The sequence below is a fragment of the Enterobacter cloacae complex sp. SHL012 genome (assembly GCF_049237505.1).
Lineage (GTDB): Bacteria > Pseudomonadota > Gammaproteobacteria > Enterobacterales > Enterobacteriaceae > Enterobacter > Enterobacter kobei.
Genome location: NZ_JBMKIZ010000002.1, coordinates 363,671 through 388,323, shown reverse-complemented (window position 1 = coordinate 388,323; position 24,653 = coordinate 363,671). Strand labels below are relative to the sequence as shown.

Here is a 24,653-nt window from a genome sequence, read left to right as displayed (position 1 = left end):
GCTGACAGAGGAGGAAATAGTATGTCCGTTGACAGACTGAAACGCGATCTGCTTAACAAGCTGATCAACGCCCGAATCGACCTGGCCGCTTATCTGCAGCTCAGGAAGGCCAAAGGCTATATGTCAGTCAGCGAAAGCGAACATCTGCGTGATAATCTGTTTGAACTTTGCAATTTCATGCGTGAAAAAGCACCGATCCTGAGGGCGGAATACGATGAATGCGAGTTAATGGCGCTGCGTCGTGCCGCTGAGGTGCTCTCCATTGCTGGGGTATGTTTGATGAACGGACGCCACGACTGCCCGAATTTTATCGCTGTAAACGCGGAGAAGCTTGAAAACTGCCTGACAACGCTCTCTCTATGCATCATGTGTCTGTCCGAGCATGAGAAGCTTGAACAACACTGAGCCCGGGGGAGGCAACTCCCCCTTCTGATTAAGCTTTTGTAAAAGTGGTAACGCGCCCGGAGGTACTGGCTAATCTTTATGCCATATGCCGAAAAAGGAGCGCGTCATGCCACGGTCCTCGTTGATTTTCCTTCCTGCGTTGTGCTTTTCCTTTTCACTTCTTGCGGCGCCAGAGGCGGTGAAGGTCGAGGTGCTGCAAAACCGACTCGATCACCCCTGGTCGATGGCGTTCCTGCCGGACAATAAAGGGCTTCTGGTCACCCTCAAGGGCGGGCAGCTCAAACACTGGCAGGCCGGAAAAGGGCTTTCCGATCCCATTGTCGGCGTTCCGAAGGTCTGGGCGAACGGTCAGGGAGGACTGCTGGATGTGGTGCTGGCGCCGGATTTTGCAACGTCGCGCCGCGTCTGGCTGAGTTACGCCGAAGCAGGGCATGACGGCAAAGCCGGAACGACGGTGGGTTATGGCCGCTTAAGCGACGATCTTTCCCGCATCGAGGCATTCCAGGTCGTGTTTCGCCAGATGCCGAAACTCTCGACCGGTAACCATTTTGGCGGACGGCTGGTGTTTGACGGCAAAGGCTACCTCTTTATCGGACTCGGCGAGAACAACCAGCGTCCGACGGCGCAGGACCTGGACAAGCTGCAGGGGAAAGTGGTGCGCCTGACCGAGGACGGTAAAGTCCCTGCGGATAACCCCTTTGTGAACACCGCCGGCGCACGGCCGGAAATCTGGTCTTATGGCATTCGCAACCCGCAGGGAATGGCGATGAATCCGTGGAGCGACACGCTCTGGCTGAACGAACATGGCCCGCGCGGCGGGGATGAAATCAATATCCCGGAGAAAGGCAAAAATTACGGCTGGCCGCTGGCGACACACGGCATTAATTACAGTGGCCTGAAAATCCCCGAAGCCAAAGGTGAACACGTCGAGGGAACCGAGAAGCCGCTGTTTGTCTGGAAAGTCTCGCCCGCGGTCAGCGGCATGGCGTTCTACAACAGCGACGTTTTTCCGCAGTGGAAAAACAAATTGTTTATTGGGGCGCTAAAGGAGAAAGACGTTATCGTCCTGAGCGTAGAGGGCAATAAGGTCACGGAGGACGGGCGCATCCTGGGCGATCGGGATCAACGTATTCGCGATGTGCGGGTGGGGCCGGACGGGTATCTGTATGTGCTCACCGATGAAACGGACGGGCAACTGCTAAAAGTTAGCCCGTCCGGTGCGTAATCAGGTGACCGGGGTCATCACGACGTTACGATACGCCGGACGCTCGCTCAGTTGCTTGAGCCAGCGTTCAAGGTGAGGGCGCGGCGTCCAGTTCAGCCCCATATTGGTCAGGTTCCAGACAAACGGCGCCACGGCAATATCCCCTACGCCGAACGTCTCGCCGGAGAACCAGGCGTGCTTCGCCAGTTCGTCATCCATCATGGCAAACAGGTTTTCACAGGCATCCTGAGCGGCATGAATAGCGGGATAGTCGCGCTCGGCCTCGGGGGTTCTCACTAGCCCCATCAGGATCACCCGGTGAACAGGAGAGAACGTCTGGTTTGCCCAGTCCATCCACTTTTCACCCTGGGCGCGCTGCGCCGGGTTTTCAACCCACAGACGGCCAAGACCGTACTGGGCGGCGAGGTAGCGCACAATAGTGTTAGATTCCCAAAGCGTTGCGTCGGTTTCGTCATCGCGCAGCAGCGGCACCAGGCCGTTCGGGTTCATCGCCAGATAGTCGGCCTCTCTGTTTACCCCGAATGCCATGCCAGCCATGATTTGATTAAACGGTAAATCCAGCTCTTCCAGCGTCCAGAGCACTTTCTTCACGTTGGTCGAATTGTTCCTGCCCCACAGCGTAATCATATTTACTCCTGATGAGTTGTGAATCCGGGTCACCTTTTTCGCCATGGTGAGATAAACCTAACAATTACGCAACAGAAGACAAAAAAATCGCCTGAATCAAAGCGTAAATGAATGTTATTGCATAAACTTTAATAACTTTACCCTCGCTGGGTTTCTTTCACCGTTTTAGTGCGCTATTACTCATCGCTTCTTGCGACACGGTGATGTGACGTAATTTTTGAATGGACACTCGGGTGGCATTTATGACGCGAAAAATGACTTCTCTGCGCAGCCTGGCGGCAGGCTCTGCGCTCCTTTTCCTGTTTGCACCAACTCTCTACGCAGCAGAACAGGCTGCGCCCGAAGCGCCACCGGTGGATGCGCGCGCCTGGATCCTGATGGACTATGCCAGCGGGAAAGTGCTGGCGGAAGGCAATGCCGATGAGAAACTCGATCCGGCCAGCCTGACCAAGATCATGACCAGCTATGTGGTCGGCCAGGCCTTGAAAGCCGGTAAGATCAAGCTGGACGATATGGTCACCATCGGAAAGGACGCCTGGGCGACCGGCAACCCCGCGCTGCGCGGGTCATCGGTGATGTTCCTGAAGCCAGGGGATCAGGTGTCCGTTTCCGATCTGAATAAAGGGGTAATTATTCAGTCGGGAAATGACGCGTGTATCGCGCTGGCCGATTATGTGGCCGGCAGTCAGGATTCTTTCATTGGTTTGATGAATGGCTATGCGCAGAAACTCGGCTTAACCAACACGACATTCAAAACGGTTCACGGCCTGGATGCGCCGGGACAGTTCAGTACCGCGCGCGACATGGCGCTGTTGGGGAAAGCGCTGATCCACGACGTACCGGATGAATACGCGATCCACAAAGAGAAAGAGTTTACCTTCAACAAAATTCGCCAGCCGAACCGTAACCGTCTCCTGTGGAGCAGCAACGTTAACGTGGACGGCATGAAGACCGGCACCACGGCGGGCGCGGGCTATAACCTGGTGGCCTCTGCGACGCAGGGCGACATGCGTTTGATCTCGGTTGTGCTGGGCACCAAAACCGACCGCATCCGGTTTAACGAATCAGAAAAACTGCTGACCTGGGGCTTCCGTTTCTATGAAACCGTGACGCCGATTAAACCGGATGCCACGTTCGTCAGCCAGCGCGTCTGGTTTGGGGATAAGAGTGAAGTGAATCTCGGGGCGGGAGAAGCCGGTTCCGTGACCATTCCACGCGGTCAGCTGAAAAACCTGAAGGCCAGCTATACCCTGACCGACCCGCAGCTCACCGCGCCGTTGAAAAAAGGCCAGGTGGTCGGGACGATTGATTTCCAGTTAAACGGTAAGTCAATTGAACAGCGTCCGCTGATCGTGATGGAAGCGGTAGAAGAGGGTGGCTTCTTCAGCCGGATGTGGGATTTCGTATTGATGAAATTCCACAGCTGGTTTGGCAGCTGGTTCAGCTAATCCATCATGCTTTTCTCCCTCTCCCTGTGGGAGAGGGGCGGGGTGAGGGCATCAGACCGCACCCCTCTCAATACATCAACTTCACCTGCTGCGCCTTCGCATGGGCCACAATTTCCTCATCCGGGCGGCAATCGCTGACGATGGCGTCAAACTGCGCCAGCTCGCCCATTCTTGCCGACCGCACTTTGCCAAATTTACTGTGATCGACCACCAGCACATGGTATTGCGCGGCGCTTAAAGCCCAGTGCTTTACCGGCAGCTCCTCCAGGTTAAAGCAGGTCGCCCCCTGACGCACATTCACGCCCGCGGCGGAATAGAACGCGATGTCCGGACATAAGTTGCTGAGCGTGTCCTGCAGGTTGAGCGGCTTAAAGATAGCGTTGCTGGCGTGAAACTCACCGCCGCAGAGGATCACCCGGCACTCGGGTTTCTCCTGCAGCGCCAGAAAGGTGTTCAGGGAGTAACACACGGCGGTAAAGGGAATACTGCTGTCGATGGCTTCGATAATCCACGGCGTGGTGGTGCCGCAGTCAAAAAACAGCGTCTGGTGCGGCTGTACCAGCGTGGCGGCCAGGCGCGCGGCTTTGCGTTTCTCTTCCACCAGACGCGTTTTCTGATCGCTTATCAGATAATGGCTGGCGCTACGCGGCTCAAGCACAATGTACCCGCCCAGCAGCACCACGGGAGCGCTGTCGCTGTTCAGATCACGACGAATAGTCATCTCTGAGACGCCGAGGAGGTTGGCGGCTTCCTTAAGATGCAGCTTATCACTACGCTTCAGCGCCTGAAGCAGCTGAGCTATGCGGTCATCGCGTCGTGTTTCCATAGTTCCTCAGGATAAAAAAAATGAGCCCCCGCAGGGCGGGGGCTCAGTGTAACCTGTCCGGTTGGGGTTAGTCACGTATCCAGCCTTTGCGGATCGGGAGGGCAAAAATGGCGCGATAAAGGGAAGAGAGCCCCCGGTAGAGCGCTTCACCGAAGAGATTCCACAGGATTGCCGCGCTCACGCAGCCAATCAGTCCTACCAGGAAACCGCCGACCATATCCAGCGGCCAGTGGACGCCAAGATACACGCGGGACCAGGCAATCGCCGCGGCTGCCACCATCAGCACCGCACCAGACCACAGGCGATGCCAGAACAGGAAAGCCAGCGCGAAGGTGAAGATAACCGTACCGTGATCGCTCGGGAAGGAGTCATCCGGCGCGTGGTGCAGGAAGGTATAACCGACATGGTCGACAAAAGGACGATCGTGCGGGAACGCATGGCCGAGAATATAACTAACCAGTACGCTGACCCCGAGCGCCATCGCGACTTTGATCACCAACTGGCGCTGTGCCTTCACCTGGCTGCGAGGGCCCCAGAGCCAGAGGATAGCGGCCAGCACAGGCACGATACTAATCAGATCTTTTGCCAGGAAGGTGGCGAAATCAATCATCCACTCTGGCGAGGCCGGTGTGGCGTTGATCAGATAAAACAGCTGATAATTCAGATTCTCTAGCATAGCGTTATCACTCTTTTGCAAACCGGGTGGAAACCAGCCCGTAGACGGCCACCTGGGAAAACCAAACCCACCACCCGGCCCACAGGTTGTGAGAGAAAAAATGTGCCCCGCGCATCACCTGACCGAAGCCCATCGCCAGACCCAGCAGCACGCCGAGGGCAACAAAGCTCCAGGCGAGACGTGGACGCTCGCGCCAGAAGGCAAAAAACAGCCCCATCACCATAAAACCGCTGGAGGCATGGCCGCCGGGGAAACAGCGCCCCGGACCGCTGTCTGTCGGGACGGCGCTAAACAGGGGGTAAGACATCGCCTTCCCGCCATACTCCACCAGATCCCACGGGCAGCTGTGGTGGCTAATGCTTTTCAGTACGCCCACTACCAGCGCGCCAAGCCCCATCAGCAGCGCCGCCGTAACCAGCCTGGCGTTACGTTTGTAAGCGCCGTAAAGCAGCGCCACGGCACCTAAGGCGATGGCGATGTACTTCGCCAGACGATGGTTGAGCAAATCCAGCAGGTGGTCTTTCTGCAGCGGGAAGCTCTGCGTCGCCGCGTCATACCAAAAACCGGTGATCCATCTGTCGAGCGCTTCATCGCGCGAAAGCCACGTAAACACCACGGCAAGGACTAACAGCACGAAAAGCTGATAACCATAAAAGCGGGAGGGTAAGCGGTAAAGTCGTTTTGTCTTATTTGTCTGTAAGTTAGACAATTCTGAACGGCTGGAAGTGAGTGCCATAATTTGGGATCGTTGACGAGTAATCGGGCTATCATAAATCTGTCAACTTAAGGAAACCTTAAACGAAGACGATATGTGCTTTATTTCTGTTTATCCTCGATAAATCACTATCTCGGGCTGCGGCATTTCATTACACTCGTCGCGATTTTGTCATTTTAAAGAGATTGCATGTTAAACCGTTCTTCTTCTGGTTCACGTCTGGGTCGTCAGGCGTTGCTTTTCCCCCTGTGTCTGGTGCTCTACGAATTCTCCACCTATATCGGCAACGATATGATCCAGCCCGGCATGCTGGCCGTTGTGGAGCAGTACAACGCGGGAATTGAATGGGTGCCGACCTCCATGACCGCCTATCTGGCTGGCGGCATGTTTTTACAGTGGCTGTTAGGGCCGCTGTCGGATCGTATTGGCCGCCGTCCGGTGATGCTGACCGGCGTGGTGTGGTTTATCGTCACCTGCCTCGCTACGCTGCTGGCGCAAAACATTGAGCAATTTACCCTGCTGCGTTTCCTGCAGGGGGTGAGCCTGTGCTTTATCGGTGCCGTGGGGTATGCCGCCATTCAGGAGTCGTTTGAAGAGGCGGTGTGTATCAAAATTACCGCGCTCATGGCAAACGTGGCGCTGATTGCCCCTTTACTCGGGCCGCTGGTGGGCGCCGCGTGGGTGCATGTTGCGCCCTGGGAAGGGATGTTTATCCTCTTTGCGGTTCTCGCCGCTATCGCGTTCTTTGGCCTGCACCGCGCAATGCCGGAAACGGCGACCCGTCTGGGTGAAAAACTCTCGCTCAAGGAGCTGGGCCGGGATTACAAAGAAGTGCTGAAGAATGGCCGCTTTCTGGCGGGGGCGCTGGCGACCGGGTTCGTGAGCCTGCCGCTGCTGGCGTGGATTGCGCAGTCTCCGGTCATTATCATCAGCGGTGAAAAGCTCAGCAGCTACGAGTACGGTCTGCTGCAGGTGCCGATTTTTGGCGCGCTGATTATCGGTAACCTGGTGCTGGCACGTCTGACGTCACGCCGCACCGTGCGTTCACTGATTATTATGGGGGGCTGGCCGATTGCAGCAGGGCTGATTCTGGCCGCGGTGGCGACCGTTGCGTCATCCCACGCTTATCTGTGGATGACGGCGGGGCTCAGCCTTTATGCTTTCGGGATTGGCGTGGCGAACGCCGGGCTGGTGCGCCTGACGCTGTTTGCCAGCGAGATGAGTAAAGGCACGGTGTCCGCGGCGATGGGTATGCTGCAGATGCTGATTTTTACCGTCGGTATCGAGGTGAGCAAGCACGCTTACGCGATGGGCGGCAACGGTCTGTTCAGTCTGTTTAACCTCGCCAACGGCGTGCTGTGGGTTGGCCTGATGATGGTGTTCCTGAAGGACAAACGCGTCGGCAACGCCCTGCAACCATAATCTTTTTCCCCTCTCCCCTTTGGGGAGAGGGCCAGGGTGAGGGGCGAGGGCACCAGACCGCACGATATCAATTAAACGGTGCCTCTCCGTTCAACACCTTCTCAATCACATCCAGCACACCTTCCTCGTTATTATGCGGCGCTTCAAACCGCGCCACCGCTTTAATATGCGGTCTGGCATTCGCCATCGCGAAGCTGAACCCGGACTGACGCAACATCTCCACATCGTTGCCGCTGTCACCGAAGGCCACCACTTCACTGTCCTCTATGCCCCAGCGCTGTTGCAGGATCCGCAGGCCGTTGGCTTTGTGCACGCCGGGGATAATCAGGTCGATACTGCCGTGGCCGGTTGTCACGGGCACCATAATGTCGTTAAGCTTTTCATGCAGCATCGCCTGGATGCGCGGAATTTCATGGTCTGACACGTTCAGCCCAAACTTGAAGAAAATGTCGTTCAGGTTGTCGAAATCACTCACCATTTCGAGCCGGTGATAGTACTTCGCGGCGATATCCTTAAAGTTATCGTCATAGCATTTCAGCGTATAGGCGCTGTTTTTTCCGCAGGCGATAATCTCAATGCCCGGAACGTCGTTTAATACATTTGCGACGGTCTCGAAATGGGCTTTCGACAATTCACCGTTAAAGACATCCTCTCCGGCGCTCACGACCCAGCCGCCGTTCTCAGCGACGAACGCAATTTCATGGGCAATCTCCGGGAAAAAGGAGATCAGCTGATAGTACTGGTTGCCGCTGGCGACCACGAAGCGAATGCCTTGCGCCTTCATGCGGGCGTACTGCGCCAGAAAGCGCGGGCGGTTATAGGTCTTGGCATCGCTCAGGAATGTGCCATCCATGTCGACGGCGATCAGTTTAACGCTCATATCCCTTCTCCAGTGTCGTTTGTTTCGTTTCCGGCTTTGCCACCGCGCGCGCCACCAGCGCGGCGATGATCACCAACCCTAACACCACCAGCATGGCGCTGCGCAGCCCGTAGTGTTCACCCAGGAAGCCGAGCAGCGGCGGCCCCACCAGGAAGGCGAGGTAGCCCGTTGTCGCCACCACGCTGACGCGCGTCGGGGCATCCGGCCCGGTGTCGCTGGCGGCGGAAATGGTCAGCGGGAAGCCGAGTGACGCCCCCAGTCCCCAGAGGATCACCGAGACGCCGGCAATCCAGTCCACGTCCACAAAGATAATCATCGCAATCCCCAGGCCGCCCAGCAGGGCGCTGGCGCGCACCACCGCCACGCGGCTGTAGCGGTCGATAAACCAGCCGCCGGTGAAGCGCCCAACGGTCATCCCCAGCGTAAACCCGGCGTAAATCAGCGAGCCGGAGGTCGGGCTAAAGCCGTGACCGTCCACCATCAGCAGCGGGAGCCAGTCGTTGGCGGAGCCTTCTGCAAACGCCATCGCCAGTACCACCACGCCGATCAGCATCAGCTGGAAATCGCGGTAGAAGGGGAGTCCTTTTTCGGCTGACGAGCGTTCGTCAGCAGAGTTTTTACCGGTGCCGTCCGGGATGGCCCGGATGCCGGTGAGGATCGGAATGATGCACACCAGCGCCGCCAGCAGGATATGCAGATTGGCGGTCACACCCGTGGCCGTCAGCGCCATCCCCACGCCCGCACCGGCCAGCGTACCGAGGCTATAGAAGCCATGCATCATGGGCAGCACGGTTTTGTTCATCTCACGTTCGACCGCCGCCCCTTCAACGTTGATGGCTACCTCCGCAGAACCGAAGCTGCCGCCAAATACCGTCAGCCCCAGCGCGAACAACACCGGCGAGGCAAACCACAGCGCGATGCTCAATACCACCATCCCGAACACCGCGCAGCACATGGTGGTGCGGATCACAGCTCGCGTACCAAAGCGCTTCACCAGCCATGCGGAACAGAGAATGCCGCTCATGGAACCGATCGACAGGCCGAACAGCACGATGCCCATCTCAGCCGTAGAGACAGACAAAATATCGCGAATGGCGGGCGTGCGCGTGGCCCAGGAGGCCATCAGCAGACCGGGAATAAAGAAGAACATAAACAGCGCCCACATGCGGAGCTGCAGGGTTTTACGGGGAGAGGTCAGCGTCATTGGGGTAGCACCAGAAGTACAACAATAGCGACAACACTAGCAAGTTTGTGTACATTTGTACACAAACCACGTGAGGAATTTATGAGCAGACCACCGAACGATCCGCATCGCCGGGAGAAGATCCTGCAGGCAACACTCGATACCATTGCCGAGCACGGTATTCACGCCGTCACGCACCGTAAAATCGCCGCCTGCGCGGGCGTGCCGCTGGGGTCGATGACCTACTATTTCGACGGTATGGAGCCACTGCTGGAGGAAGCGTTCACATGGTTTACGCAACAGATGTCGCAGCAGTATCGGGATTTCTTTGCGGGCGTCACCGGGCCTGAAATGGCGTGCGAGTCCATCACCACCCTGATCCACAGTTCGCAGGTGACGACGCCGCACAACATGGCGCTGATGTACCAGCTTTACGCCTTTATGCACCGCAGCGCGGCGCTCAAAACGGTGATGCAGGACTGGATGAAGATGAGCCAGACTACGCTGGAGCAGTGGTTCGATCCGGTTACCACCCGCGCGCTGGATGCGTTTATCGAAGGGATGACGCTGCACTATGTGACCGACCGGGCGCCGTTAACCCGGGACGAGATTCGGGCGATGGTGGGGAGAATTGCGGGCGAGGGAAACGCTTAGACATCGCTCGTTAAGCCTGGCATTACGTATGCCCACGTTTAGAAAGCTGGATAACGGGCTTTGGTTATTCATTGTTGGGGTTTATTTAAGGCAACAAAAAACCCATCAACCTTGAACCAAAACGGCGGGGTTGATGGGCTCCACAAATTGGGGACATCAAAGAAAAGCAGTGGCACTAGTTATGACTGCCCCCTGATAAAAAAGTTCTGCGCGTAACAAAAATTTTTTCATTACGCGCAAACTTCAGAGTTATCCGAGTCCTGGCCAGATGATGATGATCAGCGTACCTGCCAGCGTCAGCAGTACGTTGGCGATAGCGTAGGTGCCTGCATAGCCCAGCGCCGGAATGTTGCTGCGCGCGGTGTCGCTGATAATTTCCATGGCCGGCGCACAGGTACGCGCCCCCATCATTGCTCCGAAGAGCAGGGCGCGGTTCATGCGCAGCACGTAGGCACCAAACAGGAAGCAGATCACCACCGGCACCAGGCTGACGATAAGGCCGGAAACCAGCATCTGCCAGCCGACGGCACCCAGGCTGTGTCCAATGCCGCTGCCGGCGCTTAAGCCGACACCCGCCATAAACACCATCAGACCGAACTCTTTTACCATGTTCAATGCGCCCTGAGGAATGTAACCGAACGTCGGATGGTTCGCTCGCAGGAAGCCCAGCATGATCCCGGCAAACAGCAGACCGGCGGCGTTACCGATGCCGAAACTGAAGTTGCTGAACTGGAAGGTGATCATCCCGATCATCAGGCCCACAATAAAGAAGGCGCAGAAAGCCAGCAGGTCAGTGACCTGGCTGTGAATGGAGATAAAGCCGATGCGGTCGGCAACGGTTTTTACGCGTCGCGCGTCGCCGCTGACCTGCAAAACGTCGCCTTTGTTGAGCACGACGTTGTCGTCGATGGGCATCTCAATCTGGCTGCGGATTACACGGTTAAGGAAGCAGCCGTGGTCGGTCAGCTTGAGCTGCGCCAGACGACGGCCAACGGCGTTATGGTTTTTCACCACGATCTCTTCGGTGACGATGCGCATGTCGAGCAGATCGCGGTCGAACACCTCTTTGCCGTTTCGGAAGCTTGGGTCGAGACGGGCGTGCGCGTCCGGGTAACCCACCAGCGCGATGTCGTCGCCCATCTGCAGCACCGCGTCACCGTCCGGGTTCGCCAGAATGCCGTTACGGCGGATACGTTCGATGTAGCACCCGGTCTGGCGGTAAATCCCCAGCTCGCGAAGATTTTTCCCGTCTGCCCATGCCACCAGCTCAGGTCCGACGCGGTAGGCGCGGATCACCGGGAGGTAGACTTTACGTTTGCTGTCGGTATCCAGCCCGCGCTCACGGGCGATTTGCTGGGCACTGGTCTGCAGATCCTGATGCTGCAGTTTTGGCAGATAGCGCGCGCCGACAATCAGGCTCACCAGACCAATCAGATAGGTCAGGGCATAGCCCAGGCTCAGGTGGTCGAGCGCGGTCGAAAGCTGTGCGCCAGCCATGCCCGAATGGCGCAGGGTATCGCCTGCACCTACCAGCACTGGCGTAGAGGTCATGGAGCCTGCCAGCATACCGGCCGTTAACCCGATATCCCAGCCAAACAGCTTACCCAGCCCTAAGGCGATCAGCAGTGCGCTGCCGACCATCACCAGCGCCAGCATCAGATAATTTTTGCCGTCGCGGAAGAAAATCGAAAAAAAGTTCGGTCCTGCTTCCACGCCAACACAAAAAATAAACAACATAAAACCTAAGTTGAGCGCGTCCGTGTTAATGCTGAAGTGCTGCTGGCCTAATAATAAGGAGACGACTAAAACGCCAATGGAATTACCAAGTTGAACCGATCCCAGGCGCAATTTACCCAGGCAAAGACCCAGCGCCAGTACCACAAATAATAACAGGATGTAATTCCCATTTAACAAGTCTGCGACGTTTATATTCACGGAGGCTAACTTCTTGTTTACCAGTAAGTTGTTGAATGAAAGGACTTTTTGGGCTACTGTTTTCTGGGTCAGGGAAAGGCGTTAACGCTCCCTGTTTCCTGCTTTATTCCCTAAAACATTAGCTGGCGTGTAGTTTAATCGCATTAGCTACTGACAGCTACTGATTATCGCATCACCCTGTGTGTACTTTGGCAAGGATTGCCGCATTGCTTTATCTGACTGGGCGTCTACCCGACGAAAGTGTATTTGATAGAGATAAGTCAGGAGGATTGTTTGAATATGAAACGAAACTGGGCGGGGGTGATCAGCTGCTTTTTGCTGTTCACGGTCGTATGCATGTCGCTCGCATTTAATGTGAAGGGCGCATTCAGGGCGTCCGGGCATCCGGAGCTGGGGTTGCTCTTCTTCACGCTACCGGGAGCCGCCGCCAGTTTTCTCTCCCGTAAAGGGGAAGTGGTGAAACCGTTACTGGGGGCGATACTTGCAGCGCCATTATGTCTGCTGCTAATGCGCCTGCTGTATGTTTCAACGCGGAGTTTCTGGCAGGAGCTGGCGTGGTTGCTAAGTGCCATATTCTGGTGCGCCCTTGGCGCGCTCTGCTACTTATTTGTGCGCAGCCTGATTCAGCACCGACGGCACCACAAATAAAAACGCCCTCAGGGTGAGGGCGTCCTTTCATTACTGCTCGGCAAACAGGCCAAGATGTTCTTTGGCGTAGGCTTCAAAGTCGGTGCAACCGCCGATGTGTTTCTGATCGAGGAAGATCTGTGGGACGGTTTCAACCGGCTTACCGACTGTTTTTTCCAGATCGGCTTTGGTGATGCCTTCCGCGTGGATGTCCACATAGCGGAAATTGAAGTCATCGCGTTCTGCGGTCAGTTTCTCTGCCAGCTCTTTTGCGCGCACACAGTAAGGGCACCCTGGACGACCAAAAATTACTGCAAACATTTCTCTCTCCTCAAAAAACAAGCCTGACGGCGAATGACACGTATAGTGCCCCATAACCTGTCGTCATTAAAGAAGGTTTCGCCTGTCGTTATAATACCTATGAGCTATGTTTCGCCAATTACACCGCGCAGATCATTGCCTATACTGGCTGCCATACGTTTTAAGCAAGCAAAGAGAGAGAAGATGACACCCACGATTGACCTGCTCCTTTCCCACCGTTCCATTCGCCACTTCACCGATGAGCCGATCACCGAGGCGCAGCGTACCGCCATTATTAACAGCGCAAGGGCGACCTCCAGCTCCAGTTTCCTGCAGTGCAGCTCCATTATTCGCATTACCGACCCGGCGATGCGTGAACAGCTGGTGACGCTGACCGGCGGGCAGAAGCATGTGGCCCAGGCCGCCGAGTTCTGGGTATTTTGTGCCGACTTTAACCGCCATCTGCAGATTTGCCCTGAAGCGCAACTGGGGCTCGCCGAACAGCTGCTGCTGGGCGTCGTGGATACCGCGCTGATGGCGCAAAACGCCTTTACGGCGGCGGAATCGTTGGGACTAGGCGGGGTCTATATCGGCGGGTTGCGTAACAACATTGAAAGCGTCACCGAACTGCTGAAGCTGCCAAAACATGTACTGCCGCTGTTTGGCCTCTGCCTCGGCTGGCCGGCGGATAATCCGGACCTGAAACCGCGTATTCCTGCGGCAATGCTGGTGCACGAGAACCACTACCAGCCGGTCGATCGTGATGTCCTGAATCACTATGATGAAGAGCTGGCGAATTACTATCTGACGCGTGACAGCAATAACCGCCGCGATACCTGGAGCGACCACATTCGCCGCACCATCATTAAAGAAAATCGCCCGTTTATTCTCGATTATCTGCATAAACAGGGCTGGGCGACGCGATAGTCCATTCTGTATGATATGAAGGCTTTTTCCATGTCTTCAGAGAGGTGCAGGGTGAAAATTGCCATATTGTCCCGGGATGGAACGCTCTATTCATGTAAACGCCTGCGAGAAGCGGCGGCAAAATGCGGACATCAGGTTGAGATCCTTGACCCGATGTCCTGCTATATGAACATCGACCCCGCCGCTTCATCTATACACTACAAAGGCCGCAAGCTGCCGCATTTTGATGCGGTGATCCCGCGTATCGGCTCCCAGATCACCTATTACGGCACCGCCGCGCTGCGCCAGTTTGAGATGCTGGGCAGCTATCCGCTCAATGAATCCGTGGCCATTTCCCGCGCCCGCGACAAGTTGCGCTCGTTGCAGCTGCTCGCCCGTCAGGGGATCGATCTCCCCGTTACCGGAATAGCCCATTCGCCGGACGACACCAGCGATCTGATCGACATGGTGGGCGGCGCGCCTTTAGTGATCAAGCTGGTAGAAGGCACGCAGGGTATCGGCGTGGTGCTGGCGGAGACGCGGCAGGCTGCTGAAAGTGTGGTCGACGCCTTTCGGGGACTGAATGCGCACATTCTGGTGCAGGAGTATATCGAAGAGGCGAAAGGGCGTGATATTCGCTGTTTCGTGGTCGGAAATGAAGTGGTGGCGGCCATTGAGCGTCAGGCCAAAGAGGGCGATTTCCGCTCTAACCTTCACCGCGGCGGCATAGCGAGAGTGGCTGATATTAGCGATCGCGAGCGGGACATTGCCGTAAAAGCCGCGCAAACGTTGGGGCTGGACGTGGCGGGCGTTGACCTCCTGCGGGCGACGCGCGGGCCGCTGGTCATGGAGGTGAATGCCTCACCGGGGCTGGAAGGCGTGGAAAAAACCACGGGGGTCGATATTGCAGGTAAAATGATCACATGGATCGAGCGTCATGCCACGCCGGGCTACTGTCTGAAAACGGGCGGTTAAATGGCATTGAACGCACTTTTTGCGTAATCTATGCGAAGTTTTTATTAGAGAGGCTGCACCGCGATGGATTTACAGGTCGTACCAACACTGGATACGTTACGTCAATGGCTCGATGATGCCGGTATTACGTTCTTTGAATGTGATTCCTGCCAGGCGCTGCATCTGCCTCATATGCAAAATTTCGACGGTATTTTTGATGCCAAAATCGATCTGATTAACGACGTGATCCTTTTCTCCGCGCTGGCCGAAGTGAAGCCGTCTGCGCTACTGGCGTTAGCCTCCGACCTGTCGGCCATCAATGCCAGTTCTTTGACGGTGAAAGCATTTCTCGATATACAGGATGATAATCTGCCAAAACTGGTCGTTTGCCAGTCTTTATTCTCCGGGGCAGGGCTCTCCTTTAAGCAGTTCGCCTGGTTTATGCGCTTGAGTGAAGAGCAAATTTCCATGGTCATGATGGAAGCCAATGCACACCATCTGCTGTATAGCGCGGAAGATGATGCAGAGAATAATGATGCATCTCCCAATTTTCTTCACTAAGGCTGCCTGACTTTTGCGCAGTCGCTGCCATGGCGGCTGCATTAGGCCATTTTTTCTGCTGCTTTTAACCTTTCTTTAAAGAATTTTTCACCTCCCCAAAGGCCGTTTCGGCTTATCACGTAGACTAAACCTGCATAAAAAATTGATAAAAGGCGTTTTTTCGTCTGGGCTATAGCCGGAGACACGGGCTACAGTTATTCTTGCGATGCTTCAAAAAGCGAGCGGATCCTGCCGGGTAAAGAGGTTTCTTTTTATTTTGAGCAGAGCGACAAACTATGCATGATTTTTGCATATATCCAGATTGCACAGTTTTAGTTCGTTTGTTAACGAGCTTTCAGAAGGAATAACACTATGATCGCCTTGAATAAAAAATGGTTATCGGGTCTGGTTGCGGGTGCTCTGATGGCCGTCTCTGCCGGCACGCTCGCTGCGGAACAAAAAACGCTGCACGTTTATAACTGGTCTGACTATATTGCGCCGGACACCGTGGCCAATTTTGAGAAAGAGACCGGCATTAAAGTGGTCTACGACGTTTTCGATTCCAACGAAGTGCTGGAAGGAAAACTGATGGCAGGCAGCACCGGGTTTGACCTGGTCGTGCCTTCCGCGAGTTTCCTGGAGCGTCAGCTGACCGCGGGTGTCTTCCAGCCACTGGACAAAAGCAAATTACCGAACTGGAAAAACCTCGATCCAGAAGTCCTGAAGCTGGTGGCTAAGCATGACCCGGATAACAAATACGCCATGCCTTACCTGTGGGCGACCACCGGTATCGGCTACAACGTGGATAAAGTTAAAGCGGCGCTGGGCCCGGACGTCAAGCTGGACAGCTGGGACGTGGTGCTGAAGCCGGAAAACCTTGAGAAGCTGAAAAGCTGTGGCGTCTCTTTCCTGGACGCGCCAGAAGAGATCTTTGCCACCGTGCTTAACTACCTGGGCAAAGATCCGAACAGCAACAAGGCGGATGACTACACCGGTCCGGCGACCGATCTGCTGCTGAAGCTGCGTCCAAACATTCGCTATTTCCACTCTTCCCAGTACATCAACGACCTGGCGAACGGTGACATCTGCGTTGCGATTGGCTGGGCAGGGGACGTGTGGCAGGCGGCGAACCGCGCGAAAGAGGCGAAAAACGGCGTGAATGTGTCCTACTTCATCCCGAAAGAGGGGGCGCTGGCCTTCTTCGACGTCTTCGCGATGCCAGCTGATGCGAAAAACAAAGACGAAGCGTATCAGTTCCTCAACTACCTGATGCGTCCGGACGTGATCGCCCACATCAGCGACCACGTTTATTACGCCAACGGTAACAAGGCTTCCGTGCCGCTGGTGAGTGAAGCGATCCGCAGTAATCCGGCAATTTATCCGCCAGCGGACGTGTTCGCCAAGCTCTTCACCCTGAAAGTACAGGATCCAAAAATTGACCGCGTACGTACCCGTGCGTGGACCAAGGTGAAAAGCGGTAAGTAACCCTTTGTCACAGGCCGGGCAAGCGAAGCGCCCCCGGCAACAGGCGCACCGTTCTGGTGCGCCTGCACCATGATTTGATTTCTGCCGGAGAGCACCCCGTGAATGACGCGATCCCCCGCCCGCAGGCGAAAGTCCGTAAAGCGCTGACCCCGCTTCTTGAAATTCGTAACCTCACCAAATCTTTCGATGGCCAGCATGCCGTGGACGACGTCAGCCTGACTATCTATAAAGGTGAAATATTCGCGCTACTGGGCGCATCGGGCTGTGGCAAATCAACCCTGCTGCGTATGTTAGCCGGTTTTGAACAACCCACGGCCGGGCAAATCATGCTTGATGGCGTGGATCTCTCCAGCGTGCCGCCGTACCAGCGCCCGATTAACATGATGTTCCAGTCCTACGCACTGTTCCCGCACATGACGGTGGAGCAGAACATCGCCTTTGGCCTGAAGCAGGATAAATTGCCAAAAGCCGAAATCACCGCGCGCGTGGCCGAGATGCTGAGTCTGGTCCACATGCAGGAGTTCGCGAAGCGTAAACCGCACCAGCTTTCAGGCGGCCAGCGCCAGCGCGTGGCGCTTGCCAGAAGCCTGGCAAAACGTCCGAAACTGCTGCTGCTCGACGAGCCGATGGGGGCCCTGGATAAAAAACTGCGTGACCGTATGCAGCTGGAAGTGGTGGATATTCTTGAGCGCGTCGGCGTGACCTGCGTAATGGTGACCCACGACCAGGAAGAAGCCATGACCATGGCCGGACGTATTGCGATCATGAACCGCGGGAAGTTTGTGCAAATTGGCGAGCCGGAGGAGATTTATGAGCATCCAACCACCCGCTACAGCGCCGAGTTCATCGGTTCGGTCAACGTCTTCGAAGGGCTACTGAAAGATCGTCAGGAGGATGGCCTGGTCATTGAATCGCCGGGTCTGCAGCATCCGCTCAAGGTCGATCCTGACAGCGCCGTGGTGGACAACGTGCCGGTCTACGTCGCGCTGCGTCCGGAGAAGATCATGCTCTGTGACGATCCGCCAGCCGATGGCTATAACTTCGCCTTGGGTGAAGTGGTGCACATTGCTTACCTGGGCGATTTGTCTATCTATCACGTGCGTCTGAAAAGCGGTCAGATGCTGAGCGCCCAGCTGCAAAACGAACATCGCTACCGCAAAGGTCAGCCGACCTGGGGCGACGAAGTGCGCCTGTGCTGGGATGCTGACAGTTGTGTCGTGCTGACGGTATAAGGAGCGGCCAATGAGTACACTTGAACCTCCAGCCCGCGCAGCCAGCTGGCTGACGCGCCTTAAGATGAAGCACGGCCGCAAGCTGGTGATTGCCATGCCTTACGTGTGGCTGATCCTGCTGTTCCTGCTGCCATTCCTGATCGTTTTCAAGATCAGCCTGGCGGAGATGGCGCGGGCGATCCCGCCGTATACCGACCTGTGGGAGTGGGCAGACGGGCAGCTGACGTTGACCTTAAACCTCGGTAACTACCTGCAGCTCACCGAGGACCCGCTCTATATTGAAGCCTATCTGCAGTCGCTGCAGGTGGCGGCGATCTCGACGCTCTGCTGTCTGGTGATGGGCTATCCGCTGGCGTGGGCCGTGGCGCACAGTAAACCCTCGACGCGTAATATCCTGCTGCTGCTGGTGATTTTGCCGTCGTGGACCTCATTCCTGATCCGCGTTTACGCCTGGATGGGGATCCTGAAAAACAACGGCGTGCTGAATAACGTCCTGATGTGGCTTGGGGTTATCGATCAGCCGCTGACGATCCTGCACACCAACCTCGCGGTCTATATTGGCATTGTGTATGCCTATCTGCCGTTTATGGTTCTGCCGATCTATACGGCGCTGACGCGGATAGATTACTCGCTGGTGGAAGCCTCGCTTGACCTCGGTGCGCGTCCGCTGAAAACCTTCTTCAGCGTCATTGTCCCGTTGACCAAAGGTGGGATTATCGCCGGGTCGATGCTGGTCTTTATTCCGGCGGTAGGGGAGTTTGTGATCCCGGAGCTGCTCGGCGGGCCGGACAGCATCATGATTGGCCGCGTGCTGTGGCAGGAGTTCTTCAATAACCGCGACTGGCCGGTGGCGTCTGCGGTGGCGATTATCATGTTGCTGCTGTTGATCGTGCCGATCATGTGGTTCCACAAACATCAGCAGAAACAGATGGGAGACCACGGATGAATAACTTACCGGTAGTGCGCTCCCCGTGGCGAATTGCGATCCTGGCGATCGGCTTTACCTTCCTGTATGCGCCAATGCTGATGCTGGTGATCTACTCGTTCAACAGTTCCAAACTGGTGACGGTCTGGGCGGGCTGGTCGACGCGCTGGTACAGTGAGCTGTTCCACGACGATGCAATGATGAGCGCGGTAGGGCTGAGCCTGACCATCGCCGCACTGGCGGCAACGATGGCCTCTGTTCTGGGCACCATCGCCGCGCTGGTGATGGTGCGTTTCGGCCGTTTTCGCGGTTCGAACGGCTTCGCCTTTATGATCACCGCGCCGTTGGTCATGCCGGACGTGATTACCGGCCTTGCGCTGCTGCTGCTGTTCGTGGCGCTGGCGCATGCCATCGGCTGGCCGGCGGATCGCGGCATGCTCACCATCTGGCTGGCGCACGTCACGTTCTGTACCGCCTATGTCGCCGTGGTGATCTCCTCGCGTCTGCGCGAGCTGGATCGCTCGATAGAAGAGGCGGCGATGGATCTCGGCGCGACCCCGCTGAAGGTCTTTTTCATCATTACCCTGCCGATGATCATGCCGGCGGTGATCTCCGGCTGGCTGCTGGCATTTACCCTCTCGCTCGACGATCTGGTGATCGCCAGCTTTGTCTCCGGCCCGGGGGCGACAACGCTGCCGATGCTGGTCTTCTCCAGCGTGCGCATGGGGGTTAACCCGGAGATCAACGCCCTGGCCTCTATCATCCTCGGCGTGGTCGGAATTGTCGGATTTATCGCCTGGTATTTGATGGCGCGCGCGGAAAAACAGCGCGTGCGTGATATCCAGCGTGCAAGACGCGGCTGAAGCATTTAAAATTTCCAGTGATGTGCCGCGTATCACGCGGCACTGTTTTTCAGGGAAGTAAAACATTGGGATTATTAAAAAAATCACGGCTTACGCACGCTCGTCCTAACGTTCCTGCGCTGGTACAGGTGGCGGCGCTCGCCATTATTATGATCCGCTGCCTGGACGTGCTGATGATTCTGAATACCCTGGGCGTGCGCGGTATCGGTGAATTCATTCACCGCAGCGTGCAGACGTGGAATCTGACGCTGGTTTTTCTGAGCAGCCTGGTGCTGGTGTTCATTGAGATCTACTGTGCGTTTTCGCTGGTCAAAGGGCGCAACTGGGCGCGCTGGGTCTATCTGCTGACGCAGGTGACCGCCGCCAGCTACCTGTGGGCCGCCTCGCTGGGGTATGGCTATCCCGAACTGTTCAGCATTGCGGGCGGATCAAAACGCGAGATTTTGCACGCGCTGTTTTTGCAAAAACTGCCGGATATGCTGGTGCTGTTCTTCCTGTTCGTGCCTGCGTCCAGTCGACGGTTCTTCCAGTTGCAATAATGTGTATAATCGCAGCCCCCGTTATTCTTAAGGTTTTCATATGCAGTGCGCACTCTATGACGCCGGACGCTGCCGCTCCTGTCAGTGGATAGAACAGCCGGTCTCTCAACAACTCACCGCCAAAATGGCCGACCTGCAACAGCTGCTGGCTGAACACGCGGTGGGGGAGTGGTGCGCACCCATCAGCGGACCGGAGCAGGGCTTTCGCAACAAAGCCAAAATGGTGGTCAGCGGCAGCGTCGAAAAACCGCTGCTGGGGATGCTGCACCGCGACGGCACGCCGGAAGATTTAACCGACTGCCCGCTGTATCCCGCGTCGTTTGAACCCGTCTTTGCCGTACTCAAACCGTTTATTGCGCGGGCAGGGTTAACGCCCTACCACGTCGCCCGCAAGCGCGGCGAACTGAAATATCTCCTGCTGACGGAAAGCCAGCTAGACGGCGGCATGATGCTGCGTTTTGTGCTGCGCTCGGAAGCGAAGCTGGCGCAGCTTCGTGCGGCGCTGCCGTGGCTGCAGGCGCAACTGCCGCAGCTTAAGGTCATTACGGCAAACATACAGCCGGTGCACATGGCGATTATGGAAGGGGAGAAAGAGATCTTCTTCACCGAACAGCCTGCGCTGGCCGAAAATTTCAACGGCGTACCGCTGTGGATCCGCCCGCAAAGCTTCTTCCAGACCAACCCGACCGTGGCGAGTGCGTTGTATGCCACCGCCCGTGACTGGGTTCGGGCGTTAAACATTCATCATATGTGGGATCTGTTCTGCGGCGTGGGAGGTTTCGGCCTGCACTGCGCCACGCCTGAAATACAGCTGACCGGGATTGAGATCTCGGCCGAAGCGATTGCCTGCGCGAAACAGTCCGCCGCCGGGCTGGGATTAACGAATCTCCACTTCCAGGCGCTTGACTCTACCCAGTTCGCCACCGGCCAGGGTAATGTGCCGGAACTGGTGCTGGTCAACCCGCCGCGACGGGGCATCGGAAACGCACTCTGCGATTACCTGAGCCAGATGGCACCGGATTACATCGTCTACTCCAGCTGCAATGCGCAGACCATGGCGAAAGATATCGCCAGCCTGCCGGGCTACCGCATTGAACGCGTTCAGCTTTTCGATATGTTCCCGCATACCGCGCATTACGAAGTGTTGACGTTGTTAACCCGTAGGCCGGGTAAGGCGTAGCCGCCACCAGGCAAGAACCCGGCACAATGTTCAACAAAATGTGAACTCTTCCCCCGCTCGAAATCAGGTAAGCTTACGTCATAAGAAATGATTGAAGGCTGACCCATGAAGCACATCCTGCTGGTGGAAGACGACCACGATATCGCGGCGCTTCTGCGACTCAATTTAGAAGACGAAGGCTACGCCATCACCCACGAGCCCGACGGGGGCAACGCCCTGCAGCGCCTGGAAAAACAGTCGTGGGATGCGGTGATCCTCGACCTGATGCTCCCAAACGTTGACGGGCTGGAGATTTGCCGACGCATCCGTCAGATGACGCGCTACCTGCCGGTCATCATCATCAGCGCCCGCAGCAGCGAAACCGACCGCATTACCGGGCTGGAAACCGGTGCCGATGACTATCTGGCTAAGCCGTTTTCGGTGCAGGAGCTGATTGCCCGCATTAAAGCGCTGTTCCGCCGTCAGCAGGCGATGGGGCAGGCACAAACGGACGGGCAAATTCAGGCGCACGGTTTGACGATCGATCCGCTGGCGCGCAGCGTCCTGCTCCACGGACAGGTGGTGGATCTCACCCCGCGCGAATTCGAACTGCTTTACTTCTTTGCCCGCCACCCTGGCGAAGTGTTTTCCCGTCTGGCGCTGCTGGAGCAGGTCTGGGGTTATCAGCACGAAGGCTATGAGCATACCGTCAACACCCATATCAACCGCCTGCGCATCAAGATTGAGAAGGACGCTGCCGAGCCGGAAATCGTTCGCACCGTCTGGGGTAAGGGATACAAATTTGCGGAGCCAACGCCTGATGCGTCGCTTTAGCCTCAGCCAGCGCCTGACGCTGCTGTTCATTCTGCTGATGATGCTCTGCGCCACCGTCGCCTGCGCGGTACAGCTCTACACCAGTACGCAATACGGCAACGCGATGGTGCAGCGGTTGTCGGGCGGACTGGCGCAGCAGATCGTCCAGCGGGAACCGATTCTCGACGCGCAGGGCAGGGTTGACCGCAGTTCGCTGAAACCGCTCTTTGACCGTCTGATGACCTTTAATCCGAGCGTGGAGCTCTATGTTGTCTCACCCGACGGCGATATCCTGGCCGATGCCGCCCCGCCGGGGCATATTCAGCGGCAAAAAATCGATCTGGCACCGGTTCAGACCTTCCTGAGCGGCACCGCCATCCCGGTACTGGGCGACGATCCGCGCAGCCAGAACAAAAAAGTCTTCAGCGCCACGCCGCTGCGTCAGGACGGCGAGCTTAAGGGCTACCTGTACATTATTTTGCAGGGCGAGGAGTCGAATGCGCTGGCGGACATGGCCTGGCATAAGGCGCTGTGGAGCACGGTGCTCTGGTCATTGCTGTGGGTTGCACTGTTCGGCCTGCTGGCGGGATTACTGGTCTGGTACTGGGTGACGCGTCCGGTTAAACGCCTGACGGAAGAGGTCACCGGGCTTGAGCAGGACAGCATTAGCGCAATCAGGCTGCTGGCAGCAGAGCCGCCGGACGTCGCGGCCAATGACGAAGTGGCACGCCTGCGCAACAGTTTTATCGAGCTGGCGCGCAAAATCACCCGCCAGTGGGATCAGCTGGCCGACAGCGATCGCCAGCGCCGGGAGTTTATCGCCAATATTTCGCACGATCTCCGCACGCCGCTGACCTCTCTGCTGGGTTATCTGGAAACACTATCGCTGAAATCCACCACGCTGACGCCTCAGGAGCACCAGCAATATCTCGCCACCGCCCTGCGTCAGGGGCAAAAGGTACGCCATCTTTCCCAGCAGTTGTTTGAGCTGGCGCGTCTTGAGCACGGCGGTATTAAACCGCAGCGCGAGCGTTTCGCGATGGGGGAGCTGATTTCCGACGTGGCGCAGAAGTTTGAGCTCACTGCCCGCACGCGAGAGGTCAATCTGCATATTGACGTGCCTGGGCCGTTGCCGCTGGTCAATGCCGATGTATCAATGATCGAGCGCGTGGTGACCAATTTGCTGGATAACGCAATGCGTCATACGCCGACCGGCGGGGAAATTCGTCTGGCGGTCTGGCAGGAAAATGAACAGCTTCAGGTCGAAGTGGCTGACAGCGGTACGGGCGTGGATGCGTCGCTGCGCGACGATCTGTTCCAGCGGCCTTCGGCGTTGAACACCCAGGCCTCGCGGGAGAACCGCGGCGGGTTAGGGCTGTTAATCGTCAAACGGATGCTGGAGCTGCACGGCGGTGGAATACGGCTGATGGAGTCGGTGAGTGGGGCACGATTCAGGTTCTTTGTGCCGTTGTGAGAATTGCCGGGTGGCGCTGCGCTTATCCGGCCTACAAAACCCCCCTCGTAGGCCGGGTAAGGCGAAGCCGTCACCCGGCAAAACACCTTACTGCGGGAACCACTGCTCGCTGATTTTCTGGTACGTACCGTCAGCTTTAATCGCTTTCAGTGCGCCGTTCAGTTTTGCAAGCAAAGCTTTGTTATCCGGACGTACCGCGATGCCGAGGCCGGTACCGAAGTACTGTGGATCGGTCACTTTCTCGGTCGCCGTGCCCAGCTGCGGGTTGGTTTTCAGCCACTCGTTGACCACGGCGGTATCGCCGAAGACGCCATCAATACGGCCATTTTTCAGGTCGATAATCGCATTCTGATAGCTGTCATAGGCCACGGTTTTCACTTCAGTATGTTTGTCCTGCAGGTATTTCTGGTGCGTGGTGCCGTTTTCCATCCCGATGCGTTTGCCTTTCAGCTCGTCGAAGGACTTATACGCCCCTTTCTTCGCAATCACTACCGCCGAGTTGGCGTAGTACGGGTCGGTGAACGCTACCTGCTTGCTGCGCTCTGGGGTGATGTCCATTCCGGAGATTACCGCATCGTATTTTTTGAACTTCAGCGACGGGATCAGGCTGTCAAAGGCGTGGTTGGTAAAGGTACAGTCGGCCTGCATCTGTTTGCACAGCGCTTTCGCCAGGTCGATATCGAAACCGACGATCTGGTTGCTCGCATCCAGCGATTCAAACGGCGGATAGGTGGCGGACACGCCAAAATTGATTTTATCCGCTGCGGATGCGCCTGCGGCGAACGTTGCCAGTAATGCGGCCAGAACTAACTTTTTCATGGTAATGCTCCCGTCTGTCTT

26 protein-coding genes are annotated in these 24,653 nt (G+C 56.6%); 17 read left to right on the top strand and 9 right to left on the bottom strand.

What is annotated here, in order from left to right; genetic code table 11:
* Window positions 1-21 precede the first annotated feature (21 nt).
* Window positions 22-405 (top strand): biofilm formation regulator BssR, encoded by a 384-nt coding sequence (gene bssR / locus ACOTY9_RS09505; RefSeq protein ID WP_023332493.1) that lies wholly within the window; start codon window positions 22-24, stop codon window positions 403-405.
* Window positions 406-511: 106 nt separating this feature from the next.
* Complete coding sequence (locus tag ACOTY9_RS09500; RefSeq protein WP_023336979.1) at window positions 512-1,630, top strand: PQQ-dependent sugar dehydrogenase; 1,119 nt, start codon at window positions 512-514, stop codon at window positions 1,628-1,630.
* On the opposite strand, the gene ACOTY9_RS09495 is transcribed toward ACOTY9_RS09500, so the two are convergent.
* Window positions 1,631-2,257: a glutathione S-transferase family protein gene (locus ACOTY9_RS09495; protein ID WP_023338183.1), complete on the bottom strand. Its 627-nt coding sequence runs from the start codon at window positions 2,255-2,257 to the stop codon at window positions 1,631-1,633.
* A gap of 242 nt (window positions 2,258-2,499) precedes the next feature.
* Here ACOTY9_RS09495 and dacC point away from each other — a divergent pair, with 242 nt between their 5' ends.
* Window positions 2,500-3,705 (top strand): serine-type D-Ala-D-Ala carboxypeptidase, encoded by a 1,206-nt coding sequence (gene dacC / locus ACOTY9_RS09490; RefSeq protein ID WP_045268580.1) that lies wholly within the window; start codon window positions 2,500-2,502, stop codon window positions 3,703-3,705.
* Between the two features lie 67 nt (window positions 3,706-3,772).
* On the opposite strand, the gene deoR is transcribed toward dacC, so the two are convergent.
* The 3 genes from deoR to ACOTY9_RS09475 all read right to left on the bottom strand — a co-directional run bounded on the left by deoR (window position 3,773) and on the right by ACOTY9_RS09475 (window position 5,943).
* Complete coding sequence (gene deoR / locus ACOTY9_RS09485) at window positions 3,773-4,531, bottom strand: DNA-binding transcriptional repressor DeoR (RefSeq protein WP_014883141.1); 759 nt, start codon at window positions 4,529-4,531, stop codon at window positions 3,773-3,775.
* A gap of 67 nt (window positions 4,532-4,598) precedes the next feature.
* Window positions 4,599-5,207, bottom strand: coding sequence for an undecaprenyl-diphosphate phosphatase (ybjG, locus tag ACOTY9_RS09480; RefSeq protein WP_023338185.1), 609 nt, complete (start codon window positions 5,205-5,207; stop codon window positions 4,599-4,601).
* Between the two features lie 7 nt (window positions 5,208-5,214).
* Window positions 5,215-5,943 carry a phosphatase PAP2 family protein gene (locus ACOTY9_RS09475; protein WP_023332498.1) on the bottom strand — a complete coding sequence of 243 codons (729 nt, stop codon included), beginning with the start codon at window positions 5,941-5,943 and terminating at the stop codon, window positions 5,215-5,217.
* A gap of 168 nt (window positions 5,944-6,111) precedes the next feature.
* On the opposite strand from ACOTY9_RS09475, the gene ACOTY9_RS09470 reads away from it, so the two are divergent.
* Entirely contained in the window at window positions 6,112-7,344 is a 1,233-nt protein-coding gene (locus ACOTY9_RS09470) for an MFS transporter (protein ID WP_014883144.1), read from the top strand.
* 67 nt (window positions 7,345-7,411) lie between these two features.
* Here the strand turns inward: ACOTY9_RS09470 and ACOTY9_RS09465 are convergent, their stop codons facing one another.
* Together ACOTY9_RS09465 and ACOTY9_RS09460 are read right to left on the bottom strand one after the other, a co-directional pair.
* Window positions 7,412-8,224, bottom strand: a complete 813-nt coding sequence (locus ACOTY9_RS09465; RefSeq protein WP_014883145.1) for a Cof-type HAD-IIB family hydrolase — start codon at window positions 8,222-8,224, stop codon at window positions 7,412-7,414.
* Window positions 8,214-9,428, bottom strand: a complete 1,215-nt coding sequence (locus ACOTY9_RS09460) for an MFS transporter (RefSeq protein ID WP_014883146.1) — start codon at window positions 9,426-9,428, stop codon at window positions 8,214-8,216. Before ACOTY9_RS09460 ends, ACOTY9_RS09465 begins: the two co-directional genes overlap by 11 nt.
* 81 nt (window positions 9,429-9,509) lie before the next feature.
* Between ACOTY9_RS09460 and ACOTY9_RS09455 the strand changes: the two genes are divergently transcribed.
* Window positions 9,510-10,061, top strand: a complete 552-nt coding sequence (locus ACOTY9_RS09455) for a TetR/AcrR family transcriptional regulator (protein ID WP_014883147.1) — start codon at window positions 9,510-9,512, stop codon at window positions 10,059-10,061.
* A 249-nt stretch (window positions 10,062-10,310) separates the two neighbouring features.
* Here ACOTY9_RS09455 and ACOTY9_RS09450 read toward each other — a convergent pair whose 3' ends face one another.
* Window positions 10,311-11,996: an aspartate:alanine antiporter gene (locus ACOTY9_RS09450; RefSeq protein WP_014169303.1), complete on the bottom strand. Its 1,686-nt coding sequence runs from the start codon at window positions 11,994-11,996 to the stop codon at window positions 10,311-10,313.
* A gap of 279 nt (window positions 11,997-12,275) precedes the next feature.
* Between ACOTY9_RS09450 and ACOTY9_RS09445 the strand changes: the two genes are divergently transcribed.
* The gene (locus tag ACOTY9_RS09445) at window positions 12,276-12,644 is read left to right on the top strand and encodes an inner membrane protein YbjM (RefSeq protein WP_014883148.1); all 369 of its coding nucleotides are present in this window, start codon (window positions 12,276-12,278) and stop codon (window positions 12,642-12,644) included.
* A gap of 30 nt (window positions 12,645-12,674) precedes the next feature.
* Here ACOTY9_RS09445 and ACOTY9_RS09440 read toward each other — a convergent pair whose 3' ends face one another.
* Window positions 12,675-12,944, bottom strand: coding sequence for a GrxA family glutaredoxin (locus ACOTY9_RS09440; RefSeq protein ID WP_014883149.1), 270 nt, complete (start codon window positions 12,942-12,944; stop codon window positions 12,675-12,677).
* 183 nt (window positions 12,945-13,127) lie between these two features.
* Between ACOTY9_RS09440 and nfsA the strand changes: the two genes are divergently transcribed.
* The 11 genes from nfsA (at window position 13,128) to ACOTY9_RS09385 (ending at window position 23,813) form a co-directional block, all read left to right on the top strand.
* Entirely contained in the window at window positions 13,128-13,850 is a 723-nt protein-coding gene (nfsA, locus tag ACOTY9_RS09435; protein ID WP_014883150.1) for a nitroreductase NfsA, read from the top strand.
* 51 nt (window positions 13,851-13,901) lie between these two features.
* Entirely contained in the window at window positions 13,902-14,804 is a 903-nt protein-coding gene (rimK, locus tag ACOTY9_RS09430) for a 30S ribosomal protein S6--L-glutamate ligase (protein ID WP_032664871.1), read from the top strand.
* A 63-nt stretch (window positions 14,805-14,867) separates the two neighbouring features.
* Window positions 14,868-15,344: a YbjN domain-containing protein gene (locus ACOTY9_RS09425; protein WP_003858385.1), complete on the top strand. Its 477-nt coding sequence runs from the start codon at window positions 14,868-14,870 to the stop codon at window positions 15,342-15,344.
* Window positions 15,345-15,695: 351 nt separating this feature from the next.
* Window positions 15,696-16,808 (top strand): spermidine/putrescine ABC transporter substrate-binding protein PotF, encoded by a 1,113-nt coding sequence (potF, locus tag ACOTY9_RS09420; RefSeq protein ID WP_014883152.1) that lies wholly within the window; start codon window positions 15,696-15,698, stop codon window positions 16,806-16,808.
* 98 nt (window positions 16,809-16,906) lie between these two features.
* A complete protein-coding gene (gene potG / locus ACOTY9_RS09415) occupies window positions 16,907-18,040 on the top strand; it encodes a putrescine ABC transporter ATP-binding subunit PotG (protein WP_348565677.1) in 1,134 nt (377 codons plus the stop codon).
* Between the two features lie 10 nt (window positions 18,041-18,050).
* Window positions 18,051-18,986, top strand: a complete 936-nt coding sequence (potH, locus tag ACOTY9_RS09410) for a putrescine ABC transporter permease PotH (RefSeq protein ID WP_014883154.1) — start codon at window positions 18,051-18,053, stop codon at window positions 18,984-18,986.
* On the top strand, window positions 18,983-19,828 hold the full coding sequence (potI, locus tag ACOTY9_RS09405; RefSeq protein WP_014883155.1) for a putrescine ABC transporter permease PotI: 846 nt from the start codon (window positions 18,983-18,985) through the stop codon (window positions 19,826-19,828). Before potH ends, potI begins: the two co-directional genes overlap by 4 nt.
* Before the next feature lie 20 nt (window positions 19,829-19,848).
* Entirely contained in the window at window positions 19,849-20,367 is a 519-nt protein-coding gene (locus ACOTY9_RS09400; protein ID WP_045134203.1) for a YbjO family protein, read from the top strand.
* 40 nt (window positions 20,368-20,407) lie between these two features.
* Window positions 20,408-21,547: a 23S rRNA (uracil(747)-C(5))-methyltransferase RlmC gene (rlmC, locus tag ACOTY9_RS09395; RefSeq protein ID WP_348565676.1), complete on the top strand. Its 1,140-nt coding sequence runs from the start codon at window positions 20,408-20,410 to the stop codon at window positions 21,545-21,547.
* 105 nt (window positions 21,548-21,652) lie between these two features.
* Window positions 21,653-22,360, top strand: a complete 708-nt coding sequence (locus ACOTY9_RS09390; protein WP_045134201.1) for a response regulator transcription factor — start codon at window positions 21,653-21,655, stop codon at window positions 22,358-22,360.
* The gene (locus ACOTY9_RS09385; protein ID WP_045268579.1) at window positions 22,344-23,813 is read left to right on the top strand and encodes a sensor histidine kinase; all 1,470 of its coding nucleotides are present in this window, start codon (window positions 22,344-22,346) and stop codon (window positions 23,811-23,813) included. Before ACOTY9_RS09390 ends, ACOTY9_RS09385 begins: the two co-directional genes overlap by 17 nt.
* Window positions 23,814-23,900: 87 nt before the next feature.
* On the opposite strand, the gene artJ is transcribed toward ACOTY9_RS09385, so the two are convergent.
* Window positions 23,901-24,632: an arginine ABC transporter substrate-binding protein ArtJ gene (artJ, locus tag ACOTY9_RS09380; RefSeq protein ID WP_348565675.1), complete on the bottom strand. Its 732-nt coding sequence runs from the start codon at window positions 24,630-24,632 to the stop codon at window positions 23,901-23,903.
* Between the last annotated feature and the right edge of the window lie 21 nt (window positions 24,633-24,653).